The 19,594-nt window shown below is 65.5% G+C and carries 10 protein-coding genes, 1 other RNA gene and 1 pseudogene; 8 read left to right on the top strand and 4 right to left on the bottom strand.

The window, feature by feature from the left end:
• Window positions 1-1,173 (bottom strand): DNA polymerase III subunit gamma/tau (gene dnaX, locus HV675_RS29025; protein WP_175114900.1); only part of this gene is annotated, 1,173 nt, incomplete at its 3' end.
• A 340-nt stretch (window positions 1,174-1,513) separates the two neighbouring features.
• An RNA gene (gene ffs, locus HV675_RS29020) (signal recognition particle sRNA small type) lies at window positions 1,514-1,612 on the bottom strand.
• Window positions 1,613-2,067: 455 nt separating this feature from the next.
• On the opposite strand from ffs, the gene trxA reads away from it, so the two are divergent.
• The 6 genes from trxA to HV675_RS28990 all read left to right on the top strand — a co-directional run bounded on the left by trxA (window position 2,068) and on the right by HV675_RS28990 (window position 9,688).
• Window positions 2,068-2,394 carry a thioredoxin TrxA gene (gene trxA / locus HV675_RS29015; protein ID WP_006048864.1) on the top strand — a complete coding sequence of 109 codons (327 nt, stop codon included), beginning with the start codon at window positions 2,068-2,070 and terminating at the stop codon, window positions 2,392-2,394.
• Between the two features lie 418 nt (window positions 2,395-2,812).
• A complete protein-coding gene (gene rho, locus HV675_RS29010) occupies window positions 2,813-4,075 on the top strand; it encodes a transcription termination factor Rho (RefSeq protein WP_175114899.1) in 1,263 nt (420 codons plus the stop codon).
• Window positions 4,076-4,378: 303 nt separating this feature from the next.
• Entirely contained in the window at window positions 4,379-5,218 is an 840-nt protein-coding gene (locus HV675_RS29005) for a M90 family metallopeptidase (RefSeq protein WP_175114898.1), read from the top strand.
• A 223-nt stretch (window positions 5,219-5,441) separates the two neighbouring features.
• Window positions 5,442-5,705, top strand: a complete 264-nt coding sequence (locus HV675_RS29000; RefSeq protein WP_175114897.1) for a type B 50S ribosomal protein L31 — start codon at window positions 5,442-5,444, stop codon at window positions 5,703-5,705.
• 631 nt (window positions 5,706-6,336) lie between these two features.
• Window positions 6,337-8,121: an ArnT family glycosyltransferase gene (locus HV675_RS28995; RefSeq protein WP_175114896.1), complete on the top strand. Its 1,785-nt coding sequence runs from the start codon at window positions 6,337-6,339 to the stop codon at window positions 8,119-8,121.
• Between the two features lie 187 nt (window positions 8,122-8,308).
• Window positions 8,309-9,688 carry an MATE family efflux transporter gene (locus HV675_RS28990; protein WP_175114903.1) on the top strand — a complete coding sequence of 460 codons (1,380 nt, stop codon included), beginning with the start codon at window positions 8,309-8,311 and terminating at the stop codon, window positions 9,686-9,688.
• Between the two features lie 37 nt (window positions 9,689-9,725).
• Here the strand turns inward: HV675_RS28990 and HV675_RS28985 are convergent, their stop codons facing one another.
• Both HV675_RS28985 and HV675_RS28980 read right to left on the bottom strand, forming a co-directional pair.
• Window positions 9,726-10,130, bottom strand: a complete 405-nt coding sequence (locus HV675_RS28985) for a carboxymuconolactone decarboxylase family protein (protein ID WP_175114895.1) — start codon at window positions 10,128-10,130, stop codon at window positions 9,726-9,728.
• Window positions 10,131-10,165: 35 nt separating this feature from the next.
• Window positions 10,166-10,549, bottom strand: a complete 384-nt coding sequence (locus tag HV675_RS28980) for a MerR family transcriptional regulator (protein ID WP_175114894.1) — start codon at window positions 10,547-10,549, stop codon at window positions 10,166-10,168.
• 313 nt (window positions 10,550-10,862) lie between these two features.
• Between HV675_RS28980 and HV675_RS28975 the strand changes: the two are divergent.
• Window positions 10,863-17,015: pseudogene (locus HV675_RS28975) on the top strand (alpha-2-macroglobulin family protein); the annotation flags it as partial.
• Between the two features lie 134 nt (window positions 17,016-17,149).
• Window positions 17,150-19,591, top strand: coding sequence for a penicillin-binding protein 1C (gene pbpC, locus HV675_RS28970; RefSeq protein ID WP_175114901.1), 2,442 nt, complete (start codon window positions 17,150-17,152; stop codon window positions 19,589-19,591).
• Window positions 19,592-19,594 lie beyond the last annotated feature (3 nt).

Below are 19,594 nucleotides of genomic sequence, written 5' to 3'. Positions count from 1 at the left end.
CTCGCCCGAACGACGGCCGCCCGTCGCCCCACTCTGGCCGCCCGCGCGCGCCGCGGGCCCCGGACCGCCGGCCGTCCCGCCGCCATTGAGCGACGGCTCGAACGCGAGCATGCGCAACAGCGTCATGGTGAAGCCCGCATATTCATCGGGCGCGAGCCCCAGTTCGCTGCGGCCGATCGTCGCAATCTGATAGAACAGTTGCACCTGCTCGGGACTCAACATTCCGGCGAAGCGCCGCAAATCGGCGGCCTCCGGCCATTCGTCGAGTACCGACGACGGCGCGAACTGCGCCCACGCGACCCGGTGCAGCAGGCTGGCGAGATCCTGCAGCGCGGTGGAAAACGACAGGCTGCGCAGCGCCATCTCGTCGGCCACGGACAACACCGCGGCGCCGTCGCCGGCCACCAAAGCATCGACGAGCCGGATCAGATAGCTCTGATCGAGCGCGCCCAGCATGCCGCGCACCGCGTCCTCGGTCACCTGGTTCGCCGAATAGGCAATGGCCTGATCGGTCAACGACAACGCATCGCGCATCGACCCGTCCGCCGCGCGCGCCAGCAGCCGCAACGCTTGCGCTTCGAACGTGATCTGCTCTTCGCCAAGAATGCGCTCGAGATGAGACACGATATGGCCGGCGGGCATCTGCTTCAGATTGAACTGCAGACAGCGCGAGAGCACCGTAACCGGAATTTTCTGCGGATCGGTGGTTGCCAGAATGAATTTGACATGCGCCGGCGGCTCTTCCAGCGTCTTCAACATCGCGTTGAACGCGTGATTGGTGAGCATGTGCACTTCGTCGATCATATAGACCTTGAAGCGCGCATCGACCGGCGCATACACCGCGCGTTCCAGCAGCGCCGCCATTTCGTCGACCCCGCGATTGCTCGCCGCATCCATCTCGACATAGTCGACAAAGCGCCCTTCGTCGATCTCCCGACACGCGCGGCATACGCCGCACGGCGTGGCGGTCACCCCAGTCTCGCAATTGAGCGCTTTGGCGAAGATGCGCGACAGCGTGGTCTTGCCGACGCCGCGCGTTCCGGTAAACAGATAGGCATGATGCAGACGGCCGCCGTCGAGCGCGTGCGTGAGCGCGCGCACCACGTGCTCCTGTCCGACGAGCGACGCGAAATCTTTCGGCCGCCACTTGCGTGCGAGAACTTGATAGGTCATCGGGAAATTGTATCAGCAACGCATCGGCGCAAAGCCGGTTCAGCCCTGCGCCGCAAAGGAGTCGCAAAAACGGCCGTTGCAGGATGCGCTCCGGCAATCCGGATTCCAAAACCGTCGAAGCGACATCAGCGCTCTATTGTATTTTGCTAATGAACCGATAGAGAACAACTTCGCGTATCAACCGACGACAGGACGCACGTCTTGATGACCCGCTCTTGAACGGGCCGCGGACAACGCTAACGCATCGTACCGACGAGCAGGAACGGCGGGATCAACAAAGGGAAATGGAAAACGGCAAAGGAAGAAACGAGAGAAACGAGAATAGAGCAAAAAGGAGGAAGGTGACGAGCCTGACCCTCGGCACTGGTGGAAAACGGCTGTGGCTGCTTCGTTCCCGACCTGACCAGGTTGACCGCCCCTCCATGCGAGGAGGCCCGTCACGTTGCATTCTAACATCGCAGCGCGCCTCGCGCGACTGGAATATCGGGCTGCACGGGCGCGCGCCTTCTGCAGCAAGCCTTTTGCGCCGCACGCGGCCTCCCCGCGAAGGCCCGCGGCGGCGACTCTTGTGTTCGCTGCGACGACCTCCAGATAGAGTCGGTAAGGGGCGGTGCACGATTGCAGTTACGCACCGATCCTGCTGCCTGAATCGGTACTGAATGGGTACTATCACCACGGGCAGCACATAGCGAATTAGGCTAAACTGCGTGCAAGTGACCCGTAAAGCCAAGCGCCGAGCACCTTCGCAGGTTGTTTTGCAGCTGGTTCCCACAGACCTCGACAGTCATTCGGCTGAGCCTTTCTTTGCGGTAAAGCGAACGGAGATTCTCTTCAGTTTTGATGTATCGTGGCGAGCATTCAGGCAGGCCTCGAACCGAATGAGGTATTCAGACAATGAGCGAACAAATCAAGCACATCAGCGACGCATCGTTCGAACAGGACGTCGTGAAATCCGATAAACCCGTACTGCTCGATTTCTGGGCAGAATGGTGCGGCCCGTGCAAGATGATTGCACCGATCCTCGACGAAGTCGCCAAAGACTATGCAGACCGTCTGCAGATCGCGAAGATCAATGTCGATGAGCATCAATCGACGCCGGTCAAGTTCGGCGTACGCGGCATCCCGACGCTGATCCTGTTCAAGAACGGCGCGGTTGCCGCGCAGAAAGTCGGCGCATTGTCGAAGTCGCAACTCACCGCGTTCCTCGACGGCAATCTTTAATCGCCGGCGCGAGATCAGCCGGCGATTCGCAAAAGGCTTATCGCCGGCAACGGTTTCGCAGCCGTCGCGGTGCGTGGGTATTCCGGACGGGCATCGCAGCTGCGCGCGCGCCGCGCCTCCGCCGCGCCTCATTCCCGGCCGTATGACAGCGCCCCGATCGGCGCAGCGCGGCACGGCAGTCGCTCCGTGAGCTTTGTGCGGTAGTTCATGTGTACTGGATGCCCGCGTTGCTCCCTGTCTGTTGTCGGCTGACAACAAGAATATGTTAAAGCCGCCGCCTCGCCACGCTGGCTGGATCAGGCGTGTGCTATGCTAGAATCCATAAAACGTCGAACAGACGAATAAGTCCCTGAGCGGTTCCGCTCAACTCTCCTCCCAGATTTCATTTCAGTCGCACCTTCTCCTGCGGGTTCTCCGTATGCATTTATCTGAGCTTAAGACTCTGCACGTGTCACAGTTGATCGAAATGGCCAATGGCCTTGAGATCGAAAGTGCGAACCGCCTGCGCAAGCAGGAATTAATGTTTGCCATTCTTAAAAAGCGCGCGAAAACGGGCGAAACGATCTTCGGTGACGGCACGCTCGAAGTGCTGCCGGACGGCTTCGGCTTCCTGCGCTCGCCGGAAACCTCCTATCTCGCCAGCACGGACGATATTTATATTTCGCCGTCGCAAATCCGCCGCTTCAATCTGCATACGGGCGACACGATCGAAGGTGAAGTGCGCACGCCGAAAGACGGCGAACGCTATTTCGCGCTGGTGAAAGTCGACAAGGTCAACGGCCAGCCGCCCGAGGCGTCGAAGCACAAGATCATGTTCGAGAATCTGACGCCGCTGCACCCGAACAAGGTGCTGCTGCTCGAACGTGAAATGCGCGGTGAGGAAAACGTCACCGGCCGCATCATCGACATGATCGCGCCGATCGGCAAAGGCCAGCGCGGTCTGCTCGTCGCGTCGCCGAAGTCCGGCAAGACCGTGATGCTTCAGCACATCGCGCACGCGATCAAGCAGAACCATCCGGACGTCGTGCTGTTCGTGCTGCTGATCGACGAACGCCCTGAAGAAGTGACGGAAATGCAGCGCTCGGTCGCGGGCGAAGTGATCGCGTCGACCTTCGATGAACCGGCCGCGCGTCACGTGCAGGTCGCCGAAATGGTGATCGAAAAGGCGAAGCGCCTTGTCGAAATGAAGAACGACGTCGTGATTCTGCTCGACTCGATCACGCGTCTTGCGCGCGCCTACAACACGGTTGTGCCGGCCTCGGGCAAGGTGCTGACCGGCGGTGTCGACGCGAATGCGCTGCAGCGGCCGAAGCGCTTCTTTGGCGCCGCGCGCAACATCGAAGAAGGCGGGTCGCTGACCATCATCGGCACCGCGCTGATCGAAACCGGCAGCCGCATGGACGACGTGATTTACGAAGAGTTCAAGGGCACCGGCAATATGGAAGTGCACCTCGAGCGTCGTCTCGCGGAAAAGCGCGTGTATCCGTCGATCAACCTGAACAAGTCCGGCACACGCCGCGAAGAACTGCTGATCAAGCCTGAGATCCTGCAAAAGATCTGGGTGCTGCGCAAGTTCATTCACGACATGGACGAAGTCGACGCAATGGAATTCCTGCTCGACAAGATCCGCCAGACGAAGAACAACTCCGAGTTCTTCGATATGATGCGCCGCGGCGGCTGACGTCCGCGCAACGCCGCCTCGCACCCGATGTTCAATGCGTGGGTTGGCCAACGTATTCGAGTTGCCCGACGATGTCCGTGTCCGCCGCGGACAGGGTCTGTCGATCGCCCGCATCCGCGGGCGTTTTCAGATTGCTGTTTCGGGCCGACCGGGTTGGCGGCGCCATTCGCCTCGTGACGCGCGGCGCGATTAGAATCGTCGCTGTCCGAACACGATAAGGTCAAGGAATCCGTTGCCGTGCAGGCGAGACGCGATCGAGCGCGTCATTCGCATGCGCCACGCGCAGCGAGGCCCGCTTGAACGATGCTCTCCAAACTCAGTCACTGGATCGGCACGCGCCGCCGCGAGCGCGCGCTGCGCACGCATGCGATCGCCGATGCGCTCTGGCAAAGAACGCTCGCCGGACTGCCGTTCCTCGCGCGGCTCGAACCGGCGGATCAGGCGCGCCTGCGCGACCTGACCAGCCTCTTTCTCGCACAAAAGGAATTCTCAACCGCGCATGAACTCGAACTGACCGACGAGATCAGCGTCGCGATCGCCGTGCAAGCGTGCCTGCCGGTGCTCAATCTCGACCTCGATCTGTATCGCGGCTGGGTCGGCGTCATCGTGTATCCGGGCGAGTTCGTGATCCGCAAGACGGTCGAGGACGAAGACGGCGTGGTCCACGAAGTCGAACACGATGCGAGCGGCGAAGCGTGGGAAGGCGGACCGGTCGTGCTGTCGTGGGAAGACGCGCAGATGACCGATGGCAGCGACGCGTACAACGTCGTGATCCACGAGTTTGCGCACAAGATCGACATGGTGACGGGCGTTGCCGACGGCCACCCGCCGCTCTTCCGGCGCCTGCACGCGCCGCTCGACAGCGCCGCGTGGGCCGACGTGTTCGATCATGCCTACGATCAGTTCTGCGCGAAGGTCGACGCGGTGCCGGAGCGCCGCTGGGCGCGTTTCGAGCGCGACTCGCTGATCGACCCGTATGCGGCGGACCATCCGTCGGAGTTTTTCGCGGTGTGCAGCGAGGCGCTATTCGTCAAGCCGCATGAGTTCGAGGCGCAGTATCCGGAGCTGTACCGGCTACTCGCCCGCTATTACCGGCAGGATCCGGCCCGGACCGGCGCGCTGCTTCCGGGCGCGGCGGATTGAGCGACACGGTTGTGCTGGTAGCGGCAGGCTGCTGGACAGGCCGGCCCCGCCACCGCGCTCTGCGGCGGGAAAACACCGCCACCGCCTCGCAACGAACGACCGCGAAAAAACCACCGCAATAATCGCCAACCGCCTGATTTTCTGGCATAATCGCCGTTTTTCGACCTTAGGCAAGTGGCTTGCGATTCCCGCGGGCTGGCTACCGCCCGATAAAGGAAAGACCATGAAAGAAGGCATCCACCCGGATTACCGCGAAGTCGTGTTCCAGGATATGTCGAACGACTTCAAGTTCATCACGCGCTCGACCATCCAGACGCGTGAAACCATCGAATTCAACGGCGCGAAGTACCCGCTCGCGAAGATCGAAGTGTCGTCGGAATCGCACCCGTTCTACACCGGTACGCAAAAGATCATGGACACGGCAGGCCGTGTCGAGAAGTTCAACAAGAAGTTCGGCAACCGCGCAACCGGCAAGGCTGCGAAGTAACGCCACGCAATTTCGTCGCGCCGGGCCCGCAGCAGCAGTGTGCGGTCCGCGCAGCAGCGATCCGGAAAGGGCAGCACAGGCTGCCCTTTTTTATTGCTCCGCCTTTTGACCTTATCTTTAACCTTATCGCCCTCGCTCGCGCCGCAACACAACCGGACGTAACCGGGCCCGCATGCAACGGGCATACCGTCGTCATGGGACCGATACAGTGGCCCGCGCGCCCCCGCGCCCGACAACGCGCGCCGTCTTTCAGCGACGCGGAGAAACAGAACAAACCGAATAAACAGAACAAACGGGCAACATATGCACGGCACCCCCTCCCTCGATATATCGGGGCATCCATCCGTGCACGTGCGCGCACCCGCACGCATCGCCGGCCCGCGCAGCGATCTTCATGCGGCCGGTCACACACCCCCGCGCGCACCATCGCCGCTTGCCTTCGCTATCCCCAACTTGTCAACACCCAGTTGCCAACACGCGATGCCGGTTGTTACACGGTCATGACGCATAGCGCCGCGCACGTCTACAATGCCGGATGCTCAAAACCGGCCGGGTTTCCGTGCTGCCAGTGTCGGCCATCGCACGGCCGGCGCGTCACGGAAAAACGCTTCATCGCTATCAATAACACCGCATGAGACCCGTCGTCCGCCTCACCGCCTCCGCGACCAGCGCGTTGCCGCGTTCCCTGCTGCTCGCCATCTGCGTGATCTACGCGTCGTTCGGCCTGTTCGGCCGCGACCCGTGGAAAAACGAGGATGCCGCCGGCTTCGGCGTGATGTGGACCATGGCCAACGGCAACCTGCACGACTGGCTGCTGCCGAACCTCGTCGGCAAGCCCATCACGTCGGACGCGCCGCTCGGCTACTGGTTCGGCGCCGCCGCGATCCGCGCGCTCGCGCCATGGGTCGACGCGAGCAACGCGTCGCGCGTGTTTACCGGCCTGCTGTTCTGCGCGGCCTGCGCGTTCGTCTGGTACGGCGCGTATCTGCTCGGCCGGCGTCCCGAAGTTCAGCCGTTCAAATATGCGTTCGGCGGCGAACCCGAACCGCGCGACTACGGCCGCACACTCGCGGACGGCGCGCTGCTGATCCTGCTCGCGTGCTTCGGTCTCGCCGAGCGCGGCCACGAAACGACCCCCGCGCTCGCGCAGTTCTTCTGCATCTCGATGCTCGTCTACGGGCTGATCCGGATGCTCGACAAGCCGATCCAGGGCGCGCTGATCTGGGGCGCCGGCCTCGGCTTCGTGATGTTGACGGCGAGCCCCGTGCTGGTCGGCGCACTGCTCGTCGGCACCCTGACGATGACGCTGATCGTGCGCGAAGCCCGCACGCGCTGGCTGCTGCTCGCAGGCCTGCCGGTCGCGCTCGCGCTGTCGCTGTCATGGCCGCTCGCCGCGCTTGCGGCGTTTCCGGTCGATGGCGTCTGGTTCCTGAACCAGTGGATGCGCGGCAGCCTGAACTACTTCACGGGCCCATTCAGCCCCGTGCTGCTATATGCGCTGAAAAACCTGCCGCTCTTCACGTGGCCCGCGTGGCCACTCGCGATCTGGGCCTGGATCAGCTGGTCGGGGCTGCGCCGCGCGCCGCACATCGCGATTCCGCTCGCGGTGATCGGCCCGCTCTTCGCGCTGGTCGTGCTGCAAGGTTCCGAAACGAACCGGCTCTACATGCTGCCGCTGCCGGCGCTCGCGGTGCTCGCCACCTTCGCGCTGCCGACCTTGAAACGCGGCGCGATCAACGCGTTCGACTGGTTCGCGGTATTGAGCTTCACGGTGCTCGGGTCGTTCGTCTGGCTCGTGTGGCTCGCGTCGATGACCGGTTTTCCGTTTTTCCTCGCCCGCAACCTGTCGCGGCTGGTGCCGGGCTATGTGCCGCAGTTCAAGATCGTCTCGCTCGCTTGCGCGATTGCCGTCACCGTCTGCTGGATGGTGCTCGTGCAATGGCGCGTCGCGCGGCACCCGAAGGTGTTGTGGCGCAGCGTCGTGCTGTCGAGCGCGGGCACCACGCTGATGTGGGTGCTGCTCATGACGCTCTGGCTGCCGATCGTCAACTACAGCCGGACCTACAAGGACGTCGCGCAACAGATCGCCACGCATCTGCCGGACGACTACTCGTGCATCTCGCCGGTGCGCCTCGGCAATGCACAGATCGCGACTTTCGCGTATTTCGGCGACATGCACTTCTCGTTCACCGACGACGACTGCGATGTCATCCTGCGTCAGGACACGCAGGACTTCGGCGAACCGAGCGCGATGTCGAACTTTGTCTGGAAACTCGTCTGGGAAGGCCGGCGCGCGGCCGACCGCGACGAGCGCTTCCGGCTGTACGTGCGAATCGACCGTCCGAAGCCGCCGGTGAAGCGCCGCCCGGTGCGGCCTAAAGTGGCACCATCAGCGACGCCGCCAGCGGCACAATAAGCAACAGCATGAGCGGCGCAACCAGCGGCACCACGAGCGACGCATTGAATGGCAGCGGCACGGCACGCGTTTCACCGCACGCCGATCCGCACAACCATCGCCACGCCAATGCGCGCACACGCGTCGACTCACCGCGCACGCAAGCACCGTCATGACGCCAACCGATCGACCCGCCCGCCACGCGACCTTGTTTGCCGATATGCGCAAGATCGCCGTGCTCGCGTGGCCGGTGCTGATCGGCCAGCTCGCGATCATCGCGTTCGGCGTGATCGACACCGCGATGGTCGGCCGCTACTCCGCCACCGATCTCGCCGCGCTCGGGCTCGGCGCATCGATCTACGTGTCGATCTACATCGCGCTCACCGGCATTCTCACCGCGTTGCAGCCGATGGTCGGGATATCGTACGGCGCGGGCCGTCACGGCGAGATCGGCGAAGACGTGCGGCAGGCGCTATGGCTCGCTGCGGCGCTGACCGTGATCGGCTTTCTGCTGCTGTACTTCCCCACTCCGCTGCTGCAACTCGCGCATGCACCCGGCGCTTTGCGCGAGCGCACCGTCGCCTATCTGCAAATACTCGCGTTCGGACTGCCGGCGAGCCTTGTGTTTCGCGTCTACTCGGCACTCACGACTGCCGTCGGCCAGCCGCGGCTCGTGATGTTCCTGCAGGTCGGCGCGCTCGCGCTGAAAATTCCGCTGAACCTGTGGCTGATTTTCGGCGGACTCGGTGTGCCCGCGGCCGGCGGTCCGGGCTGCGCGCTCGCGAGCACGGTGCTCAACTGGCTGCTCGGCGGCACCGCTGTGCTGCTGCTCGCGCGACTCGATCTATTCCGCCCGTTCGCGATCTTCTCGCGCTTCTGCTGGCCGGTCCGCCGACGCCAGTTGGCGCTACTGAAGCTCGGCATTCCGATGGGCGCGTCGTATCTGATCGAAGTGACCTCGTACACGTTCATGGCGTTGTTCATCGCGCGCTTCGGCACGACCACGCTGGCCGGCCATCAGATCGCCGCGAACCTTGGCGCGGTGCTGTATATGACGCCGCTGTCGATCGGCATCGCCACCTCGACGCTCGCCGCCCGCGCACTCGGCGCGCAGCACGACGCGGCGGCGCGCACGCTCGCGCGGCACGGCATCGTGATGGCATGCGCGATCGCCTGCTGTTTCAGCGCGATCGTGCTCGTGCTGCGGCCGCTGATCGTCGCGGGCTACACGACGGACGAGCACGTCGCGTCGGCCGCGCTGCCGCTCGTGCTGATCGTCGCGCTGTATCACATCTTCGACGCGTTGCAGATCACGTCGGCGTTCGTGCTGCGCGCGTACCGGATCGTCCTCGTGCCGACCGCGATCTACGCGATCGCGCTGTGGGGCGTCGGGCTCGGCGGCGGGTATCTGCTCGGCTTCGACGTGGGCGGCGGGGTGCCGATGTGGCTCACGGGCGCGCGCGGCTTCTGGGTCGCGAATACGTTGAGCCTCGCGGTCGCAGGGCTCGGTCTGCTGTTTTACTGGCACAGTGTCAGCGCGCGCGCTGCCGGCACCGCAGACGCGCAGCGCGACGACGTGCGAACGTAACCCAACCTGACAGCGTCCTCCCTCCACTGCCCGCCCATCACACCGCTTCATCTTGCGCATGCGCGACGCGCTCGAACACCTCGCGCGCCGCGAACAGCGCATTCAACGCCGCCGGAAAGCCGGCATAAACCGCCATCTGGATAAACACCTCGACGATCTCTTCACGCGTGCAGCCGACATTCAGCGCCGCTTCGATATGCACCTTCAGTTGCGGCTGCGCGTGGCCGAGCGCGGCCAGCGCGGCGATGGTCGCGATCTCGCGCGAGCGCAGGTCGAGGTTCGGACGGCTATAGATATCGCCGAACGGAAATTCGATCAGCAGACGCGCAAAGTCCGGCGCGATCGGCGCCAGCGCCGCGAGCACGTGCTCGCCGGCCGCTCCATCGATTTCCTTCAGCTTGTTCCAGCCTCGTGTGTAACGTTCGTTCTGAATCTGTTCCATCGTGATCCCTCGCTGCGTTCAATGTGGTGGATATGTCACGTCTCATGCACGCCGCCGCGTTCGACTGCCTCGTAGTAGTCGATCTTGTCGCTGATCGCCGCAAGATTCGCCTGCAGTTCGGCAATACGCGCCCGGACCGCATCGCGATGCTCAACCAGCATCTCGCGGCGCGCGCCGACCGTCGCGTCGCCCTGGGCCCGCAATGCGGCGAACGCCTGCATCCCGGCGATCGGCATGCCGGTCGCCTTCAGGCGCATCACGAACTGCAGCCAGTCGAGATCGGCCGGGGCATAGAGGCGATGCCCGGCGTCGTTGCGGCCGATTGCGCGCAGCAAGCCCGCCTGCTCGTAATAGCGCAGCGTGTGGGTGGATACGCCGCGGGTCGCGGCGACCTGGCCGATGGTGAGTGCTTTGGACATGACGGAACTCAGGTTAGGACTTAGAGCGCACTCTAAGTCAAGCGCGCCGGTTCGTGAACCATCGGCAATCGCGCCTCGCCGTCCGTTGCGACGCGCCAACGCTCCGTTCGCGGCAGACCGGGCGGTGTACGGGCCGAGTACAGCCCGCAAACCGGCGACATGCAGGCGACATGCAGGCGCGAGAACGCTGGCACTTTTCGCGCATCGCGTAGGCGCGCGACTACATCAGTTGAGGGTTGGGAAGCCGCACCCCGCTCGGTTAGAATCGCCAGCGTTCTGTAAGCGATCAGGAGCCCGACCGATGCGAATGTCGATGCAACGCGGCACCCGCCACTGGAAATGGCAATCGGCATGCGTGGCGGTCCTCGCGCTCTGCGGTCTCACCGCACTCGCATGGCGCGCCGATGCGGCGCGCATCACGCGCGTGTCGCCGCAAGGCAAGGTGGCACAGGTGCGCCAGGTCGTCGTCAAGTTCGACGAAGCGATGGTCGCGCTGGGGACGGCCAACGCGGCTGCGCCCGCACGCGTGCATTGCGACAATGCGACAGCCAGTGCCGGCACGGCCCGCTGGATCGATGCGAAGACATGGGCGTGGGACTTCAATGCGGATTTGCCGCCCGGCATGCGCTGCTCGATCGACCTGAATGACGCGTTGAAATCGGTTACGGGCAATACGGTCAGCGGGCCGCGCCACTACGCATTCGAAACCGGCGGCCCGTTCGTGCAAAGCGTGCTGCCGGGCAGCGGGGAAATCGAAGAAGACCAGGCGTTTATCGTGCGTCTGAACGGACCGGCGACCGATGCTTCGGTAAACGAACATATCTGGTGCGAATCGAGCGGTCTCGGCAATCGCATTCCGGTCAAAACAGTCGATGCATCCGTGCGCACCGCGCTGCTGGCGCGCTTTCGCCTGCAAAAAGACGCCGTGCGCGTGCTGACGCTGCAATGCCAGCAGACACTGCCGTCGGGCGCGAAGATGCAGCTTGTCTACGGCGCCGGCGTCGCGAGTCCGGGCGGCATCGCGAACGACGTCGAGCGGCGCTTTGACTACACGGTGCGCGAGCCGTTCGCCGCGAGTTTTTCATGCGAGCGCGAAAACGCGAAAGCGCCGTGCACGCCGCTGCGGCCGCTGCGTCTCCAGTTCAACGCGCCGATCGCGCGCGCCGATGCGCAGAAGATCCGCCTGCACGGACCGCACGGCAGCATCGCGCCGACGCTTCCGCCCGATGACAAAAGCCCGCAGGTCGATAGCGTCGAATTCGCCGCACCGCTGCCCGAGCACGCGCAGTTGACCATCGACGTGCCCACGCCGCTCAAGGACGCGAGCGGCCGCGCGCTATCGAACGCCGATCTGTTTCCGCTGAAAACCACCACTGCCCCGCTGCCGCCGCTTGCGAAGTTTTCGTCGGGCACGTTCGGCATCATCGAGCGCTTTGCTGAGCCGGACACGCCGGCGCTCGTGCCCGTCACGCTGCGCAACGTCGAAGCGGATCTGCACGTGCAGGGACTCAACGCGGGCAATGCGCGGTTCAGCCAGTTGCGCGTCGATGCGGATACCGATATCCGCCGCTGGATGCGCGTCGTCGAGCGCTTCGACCCGTATGCGATGACACGCGAATCGATCGCGAAGCTGATGCCGGGCCTGCTCGATCACGGCCAGCAACCGGTGTATGTGCCGCGCACGCCGGAAGCAACAGCCGAAGACGCATCGGATAGCGACGACAAAGGCCGCAACCGGTTGATCGACGTGCGCTCGCTCTCGCTGCTCGCCGGACAACGCGGCATCGAAACGTTGACGTTGCCGAAGGCCGATCCGAAAACGCTCAGGCCGTTCGAAGTGGTCGGCGTGCCGATCAGAAAACCGGGCTTCTACGTAATCGAGCTCGCGTCGCCCACGCTCGGCGCATCGCTGCTCGGCAAGCCCGCGCCGATGTATGTGCGCACGGCCGTGCTCGTGACGAACCTCGGCGTGCATTTCAAGCAGGGGCGCGAAAACAGTGTCGTGTGGGTCACGACGCTCGACAAGGGTCAGCCCGTGCCGAACGCGGACATTCACGTGAGCGACTGCAACGGCGCCGAACTCGCGGCCGGCAAAACGGATGCGTACGGCCTGCTGAAGATCGACAAGACGCTCGACGCCGCGTCGCGCTGCAACGACGACGACTACGAAGGGCTCTTCGTCTCCGCGCGCATCGACGATCCGAAGACCGGCGCCGATATGGCGTTCGTGCGCTCGGAATGGAATCGCGGCATCGAGTCGTGGCGCTTCAATGTGCCGACCGACATGAGCCGCGACGCCACCGTGCGCGCCCATACGATTTTCGATCGCACGCTGCTGCGCGCGGGCGAAACGGTGTCGATGAAACATTTGCTGCGCGTCGAGACGTTGCACGGCTTCGCGTTGCCGCCACGCTATCCGGCCCGCGTGACGATCCGCCATCTCGGCAGCGGCCAGACCTATCATTTGCCGCTGCACTGGGCCGCCGATCACACCGCGGATTCCACCTTCGCGATTCCCGCGGCGGCGAAGCTCGGCGAATACAGCGTCTCGCTCGACGACGGCGACCCGAACGAGGCCAGCGCGACCGGCAGCGCAAGCAACGCAAGCAACGGCGACGATAGCGGCGACGCGCCGCATATGAGCTACGACTCCGGCAGCTTCCGCGTCGAAGCGTTCCGCCTGCCGGTTTTCAAAGGCTCGATCGCGGTGCGCGACGAGCGGACTCACCCGCTGATCGCCGCGCCGCAGGCGCCGCTCGCGCTGCAGATCGACTACGTATCGGGCGGCGCCGCATCCGGCTTGCCGGTGCAGGTGTCGGCGCTGCTCAAAAGCACCTCGCCGGCATTCGCGGATACGTACCCCGACTTCAGCTTCGCGCCGTACCGCAAACCGGCCGGCGACGCCGGCGCGTCCACCGGCAGAGAAGACGGCGACGACAGCGGCGCATCGGCGAGCGAAGATACCGCGAAGCTCGTCGCCGACAAGGAGCCGGTCACGCTCGATCGCAACGGCAGCGGCGCGCTGACGCTGAAAAACCTGCCGCCGCTCGACGCGCCCAAACGCCTCGTGCTCGAAGCGACCTTCGCCGATCCGAACGGCGAAGTGCAAACCCTCAGCGGCGCGGCGACGCTGTGGCCGGCCGCGGTGGTCGCGGGCGTGAAGTCCGGGCAATGGGTATCGGTCGGTCATACGGTGCCGGTGAAGGCGCTCGCGGTCGATCTGCAAGGCAAGCCGCGCGCGGGCGTGGCGCTCGACGTGCACGGCATCGCGCGCATCACGACGAGTTCGCGCAAACGGATGGTCGGCGGCTTTTATGCGTACGACAACCACACTGACATTCGCGATCTCGGCACGCTATGCAGCGGCACGAGCGATGCGCACGGGCTGCTGTCGTGCGATGCGACACTGCGCGAGGCGGGCAATATCGATCTGGTCGTCACCGCGAAGGACGGTGACGGACGGCAGTCGAACGCCAGCACGTCGGTCTGGGTCACGCGTGCCGACCCATTGTGGTTCGGCGGCGACAACACGGACCGCATCGATGTGTTGCCGGAAAAGACGTCCTACGAACCCGGCGACATCGCGCGCTTTCAGGTGCGCATGCCGTTTCGCTTCGCGACCGCGCTCGTCGCGGTCGAGCGCGAGGGCATCATCGACACGCGCGTCGTGCAGTTGAACGGCACCGATCCGACCGTCGAACTCAAAGTGGACGAAACGTGGGGGCCGAACGTCTATGTGTCGGTGCTCGCGCTGCGCGGCCGGATTCGCGACGTGCCGTGGTACTCGTTCTTCACGTGGGGCTGGAAAGCGCCGCTCGAATGGGCACGCGCGTTCTGGTACGAAGGCCGCCAGTACGAAGCGCCGACGCCGCTCGTCGACTTGTCGAAGCCCGCGTTTCGCTACGGCCTCGCGCAGATCAAGGTCGGCACCGCCGCGCACCGGCTCGCGGTCAGCGTGACGCCTGACGCGTCAAGCTATGCGGTGCGCGGCAACGCGCACGTGAAGGTGCGCGTCCAGTTGCCAGGCGGCCAGCCCGCGCCGGCCGGCACGCAGATCGCCGTCGCCGCGGTCGACGAAGCGCTGCTCGAACTGATGCCGAACCGCAGTTGGGATCTGCTCGATGCGATGCTGCAACAGCGCGCGTACGGCGTCGAAACCTCGACCGCGCAGATGGAGATCGTCGGACGCCGGCACTTCGGCCGCAAGGCGGTGCCGGCGGGCGGTGGCGGCGGCCATGCGGCGACCCGCGAGCTGTTCGACACGCTGCTGGTGTGGAACCCGCGCGTGACGCTCGACACGCAGGGCGCCGCGACACTCGACGTGCCGCTCAACAATTCGCTGACGAGCTTTCGCATCGTCGCGATTGCGGCGGTGGGCGCCGGCACATTCGGCACCGGCAGCGCATCGATTCGCAGCACCCAGGACTTGCAGCTCATCTCCGGCTTGCCGCCGCTCGTGCGCGAAGGCGACCAGTTCCGCGCGCAATTCACGGTGCGCAACACGACCGCGCGCGCAATGAAGGTGCTTGTGAACGCGCAGGTGCCGGGCCTGACATTGCCCGCGCAGACGGTCGATGTCGCAGCCGATGCCGCGCGTGAAATCGCCTGGACGGTGACGACGCCCGACGGTCTGGCAGACGCGCCGCTGCCGGCGTTGACGTGGAACGTCAGCGCCAATGAGCAGGCGAGGCCGCATGCGAGCGACGCCTTGAAGATCACACAACGCGTCGCCGCGGCCATTCCCCTTACCGTGCAACAGGCGACGCTCGCGCAGATCGACGGCGCCTTGACGGTGCCGGTTGCCGCGCCGCCTGATGCGCGCGCAGGCGGCAACGGCGCATTGCGCGGCGGCATCACGGTGTCGCTGCAGGCGAAGCTCGCCGACGGCTTGCCGGGTGTTCGCCGCTGGCTCGAACGTTATCCGTACACGTGCCTCGAACAGCAGAGTTCGCGCGCAATCGGCTTGCGCGATCTGCCGATGTGGCAGGCGGTGCTCGCGAAAATGCCCGTTTATCTGGATCGCGACGGCCTCGCGAACTACTTCCCGCCCAGCGACGATAGCGGCAACACCGGCAGCATCGCGCTCAGCGCGTACTTGCTGTCCGCGAGCGACGAAGCGGCGCGTCTCGATGCGCGCTTTGCGCTGCCCGACGACCTGCGCGGCAAGCTTGCGGCAGGTCTGACCGCGTTCGTCGAAGGCCGTATCGAACGCAATGCGTGGGCGCCGCGCAAAGATCTCGATCTGCGCAAGCTCGCCGCACTCGAAGCGTTGTCGCGCTACGGCGCGGTCGAGCCGCGCATGCTCGATTCGATCGAAATCGCGCCGAACCAGTGGCCGACCTCGGCGGTGCTCGACTACTACGCGGTGCTCTCGCGCGTGAAAAGCATCGCGCAGCGCGACGACAAGCTCGCGCAAGTCGAGCAGATTCTGCGCGCGCGGCTCACTTACCAGGGCACGCACGTCGTGTTCTCGACCGAAGCCGGCGACGATCTATGGTGGCTGATGAGCGGCCCCGAAAGCAACGCGGCGCGTCTCGCGCTGACGTTTGTCGACGCGCCCGGCTGGCAAGACGAGATGCCGCGTCTTGTCAGCGGCCTGCTGGCGCTGCAACGCAACGGCGCATGGCAGACGACGACGTCCAACGTGTGGGGATCGCTCGCGGTCGAGCGCTTTTCGCGCGCATTCGAAAGCGCGCCGGTTACGGGACGCACGCTGCTGCGGCTGGGCGCGATCGAGCGGACGATCGGGTGGAATACGTCTGGGGCCGTGGCTTCTCCCGCTTCGTCTACTTCTTCTGCTCCTGCGTCGCCTGCCCACGCCGCTTCGGCTGCTTCGCCTGCTTCGGCGACCCAACTTGCAGCGCCCCAGACCGCCACCGATGCGCGCACTCAGTTGCTGCCCTGGCCGCCCGCCACGCGACGCGCGCAACCGCTTAACCTGACGCTTACGCACGACGGCGCCGGCAAACCATGGGCGACGCTCGAAAGCCTCGCCGCGGTCGCGCTGAAAGCGCCCTTCGCCGCAGGCTACCGCATCACGAAAACAGTCACGCCGCTCGAACCGGCGGTCAGCGGCGTGACCACACGCGGCGACGTCGTGCGCGTACATCTGGACATCGACGCGCAAAGCGACATGACGTGGGTCGTCGTCAACGACCCGGTGCCGGCCGGCGCATCGATTCTCGGCTCCGGGCTCGGCCGCGATTCGCAGATCGCGACGCAAGGCGAAAACCCGCCCGACGACAACACGCCGCGCAACACGTGGCCGACATTCGTCGAACGCGGCTTCGACGGTTATCGCGCGTACTACGCGTTTGTGCCGAAGGGACGCTTCTCGATCGAATATACGGCACGCCTGAACAACGCCGGCACCTTCGGCCTGCCGCCGACGCGCGTCGAAGCGCTGTACGCGCCGTCGGTTTATGGCGCGTTGCCGAATGCGCCAGTCGTCGTACAGCGGGCGGCAACCCCGTCCACGTCCACATCGACGGCGCGGCCCGCATCGGCCGCACCGGAGCCTGCCGCATCCGGCACGCGGTAGCCTGCGACGAGACGAACATGCACCGCATACTTCGTTCGCAATCGACCGGACTCACGCGCATGCGCGCGTTCGCGCACGCAGCGGTTGTGTGCGCAACCTTGCTGACGATCCCGCTCGCCGCGCATGCATTGCCCGGCTTCGACGACGTGCGCGCGCAATGGCGCAGTTCCGACTGGCTGCTGCTATCGCGCGACGGCGAGCCAATGCAGCGCACGCGCGTCGACCACACCGAACGGCGCGGCGACTGGGTCGCGCTCGCCGATATTTCGCCGGCACTGCGCGAAGCAATCGTGGTGTCCGAGGACAAGCGCTTTTACGCGCATAGCGGTATCGATTGGCGCGGTGCGGCCGCGGCGGCGTGGGGCAATGTGTGGAATACGCGCACGCGCGGCGCGTCCACGGTAACGATGCAGTTAGCAGGCCTGCTCGAGAAAGACCGCCAGCGCTCCGGGCAGCGCTCGCTCGTGCAGAAAGCCGGTCAGGCAATCGACGCGTTGCGCCTCGAGCGCAGTTGGCGCAAGGATCAGATTCTCGAGGCGTATCTGAATCTCGTGCCGCTGCGCGGCGAGACCATCGGGCTGTCCGCGCTGTCGTTCACGCTGTTCGGCAAGGCGCCCTCCGGGCTCGACGATCGCGAGGCAGCCGTGGCCGCCGCGCTGGTGCGCGCGCCGAACGCGCCGTACCCGAAGGTCGCCGCGCGCGCGTGCCGCATCTTGCGCGATATGCAGGCCGCTGCGCGCTGCGCGAACCTCGACAGCTTCGTGCAACTGGCATTCGCGCGCCCGGCTCCCGCGTTGCTGAGCGCAGCGCCCGACGCCGGTTCGCTTGCGCCTCATTTTGCACGGCGCGTGGCCGGCGAACTGCATCCCGCCGCGGGCGCACGTGTCAACTCGACACTCGACGCGAACCTGCAGCGCTTCGCGCGCGATACGCTCACGCGCACCCTCGCCGAGTTGAACGCGCGCGCGCATCCGCGCAACGTGCATGACGGCGCGGTGCTCGTGCTCGACAACGCGAGCGGCGACGTGCTCGCATGGGTCGGCTCATCCGGGAGTCTGTCGGCCGCGCCCGACGTCGATGCGGTGCTCGCGCGCCGCCAGGCGGGCTCGACGCTCAAGCCGTTCCTGTACGCGCAGGCGATTGACGAGCGGCGCGTGACGACCGCGTCGCTGCTCGACGATGCGCCGCTCGATCTGCCGGCCGGCGGCGGACTCTACATTCCGCAGAACTACGACAAGGGCTTCAAGGGCTGGGTCAGCGTGCGCACTGCGCTCGGGTCGTCGCTGAACGTGCCGGCCGTGCGCACGCTGGTGATGGTCACGCCGCATCGCTTTGCGGACACGCTCGTCGCGCTCGGGCTGCCGCTCGAACAGAGCGGCGACTACTACGGCTACAGCCTCGCGCTCGGCAGCGCGGACGTCACGCTGCTGTCGCTGACCAACGCGTATCGCGCGCTCGCGAACGGCGGCATTGCATCGCCGACTGTCGATCTTGCCGCGCACTCACGCAAACCGGGCAGTAGCGGTAGCGGCAACGACAGCGGCGCACCGTTGCCTGCTCGCCGCGTGTTCAGCGTCGACGCGAGCTTTATCGTGACATCGGTGCTGTCCGACAACAACGCGCGCACGCGCACGTTCGGCTTCGACAGCCCGCTCGCGACGCGCTTTTTTTCCGCGGTCAAAACCGGCACCAGCAAGGATATGCGCGACAACTGGACGATCGGCTTTACATCGCGCTACACGGTCGGCGTCTGGGTCGGCAATGCGGACGGCACGCCGATGTGGGACGTATCCGGCGTGACGGGCGCGGCGCCCGTGTGGGCCGCGCTGGTCGGCTACCTGCATCGGCGGGCGGCCAGCACGCCGCCCGCCGCGCCTGCCGGCGTGGTCCGCGCGCACGTGAGATTCGACGAGGCGCTCGAACCGGCACGCGACGAATGGTTCCTGCGCGGCACGCAAACGCCGGTCGTCGCCCTCGCGGCGGGGGCGCGCGATGACCAGACGCGCCAGGCGGATCAAACCGGACAAGCCGAACAAACCGAACAAGCCGGCCAAACCGACCCAACGCGTCCGACGCTCACGGGTCGCCAACCCGCCGCAGCCAACGCCAATGCGGCACACGCAAGCGCCACCCGATCGCCCCGATCGGCCGGCGCGCCGCGCATCAGCGCGCCGGCCGACGGCACGCTCTTCGCGCTCGACCCCGACATTCCGCCGGTCAACCAGCGCATCGTATTCGAACGCGCGAGCGGCGTGTCCGGGCAAAGCATCTGGCATCTCGACGGCAAACCGCTGGGTGATGCGCCGCGCGTATTGTGGCCGCCATGGCCGGGCCGCCATGTGCTCGAACTCGTCGACCCGGCCGGCCACAGCGCCGATACGGTACGTTTCGAGGTGCGCGGCGCAACCGCGACGCACAGCGCATCGGCACCTCGGGCGGCGGCAGCCGCCTCTTCTTCTGCCTCGTCTGCGCGCGCGTCGATCGACCCATTGCGCAGATGATTC

It is taken from the genome of Paraburkholderia solisilvae, from assembly GCF_902859875.1.
Classification (GTDB): Bacteria; Pseudomonadota; Gammaproteobacteria; order Burkholderiales; family Burkholderiaceae; genus Paraburkholderia; species Paraburkholderia solisilvae.
The sequence above is the reverse complement of the archived record's forward strand: the minus strand, read 5'-3'. Positions and strand labels throughout refer to the sequence as shown.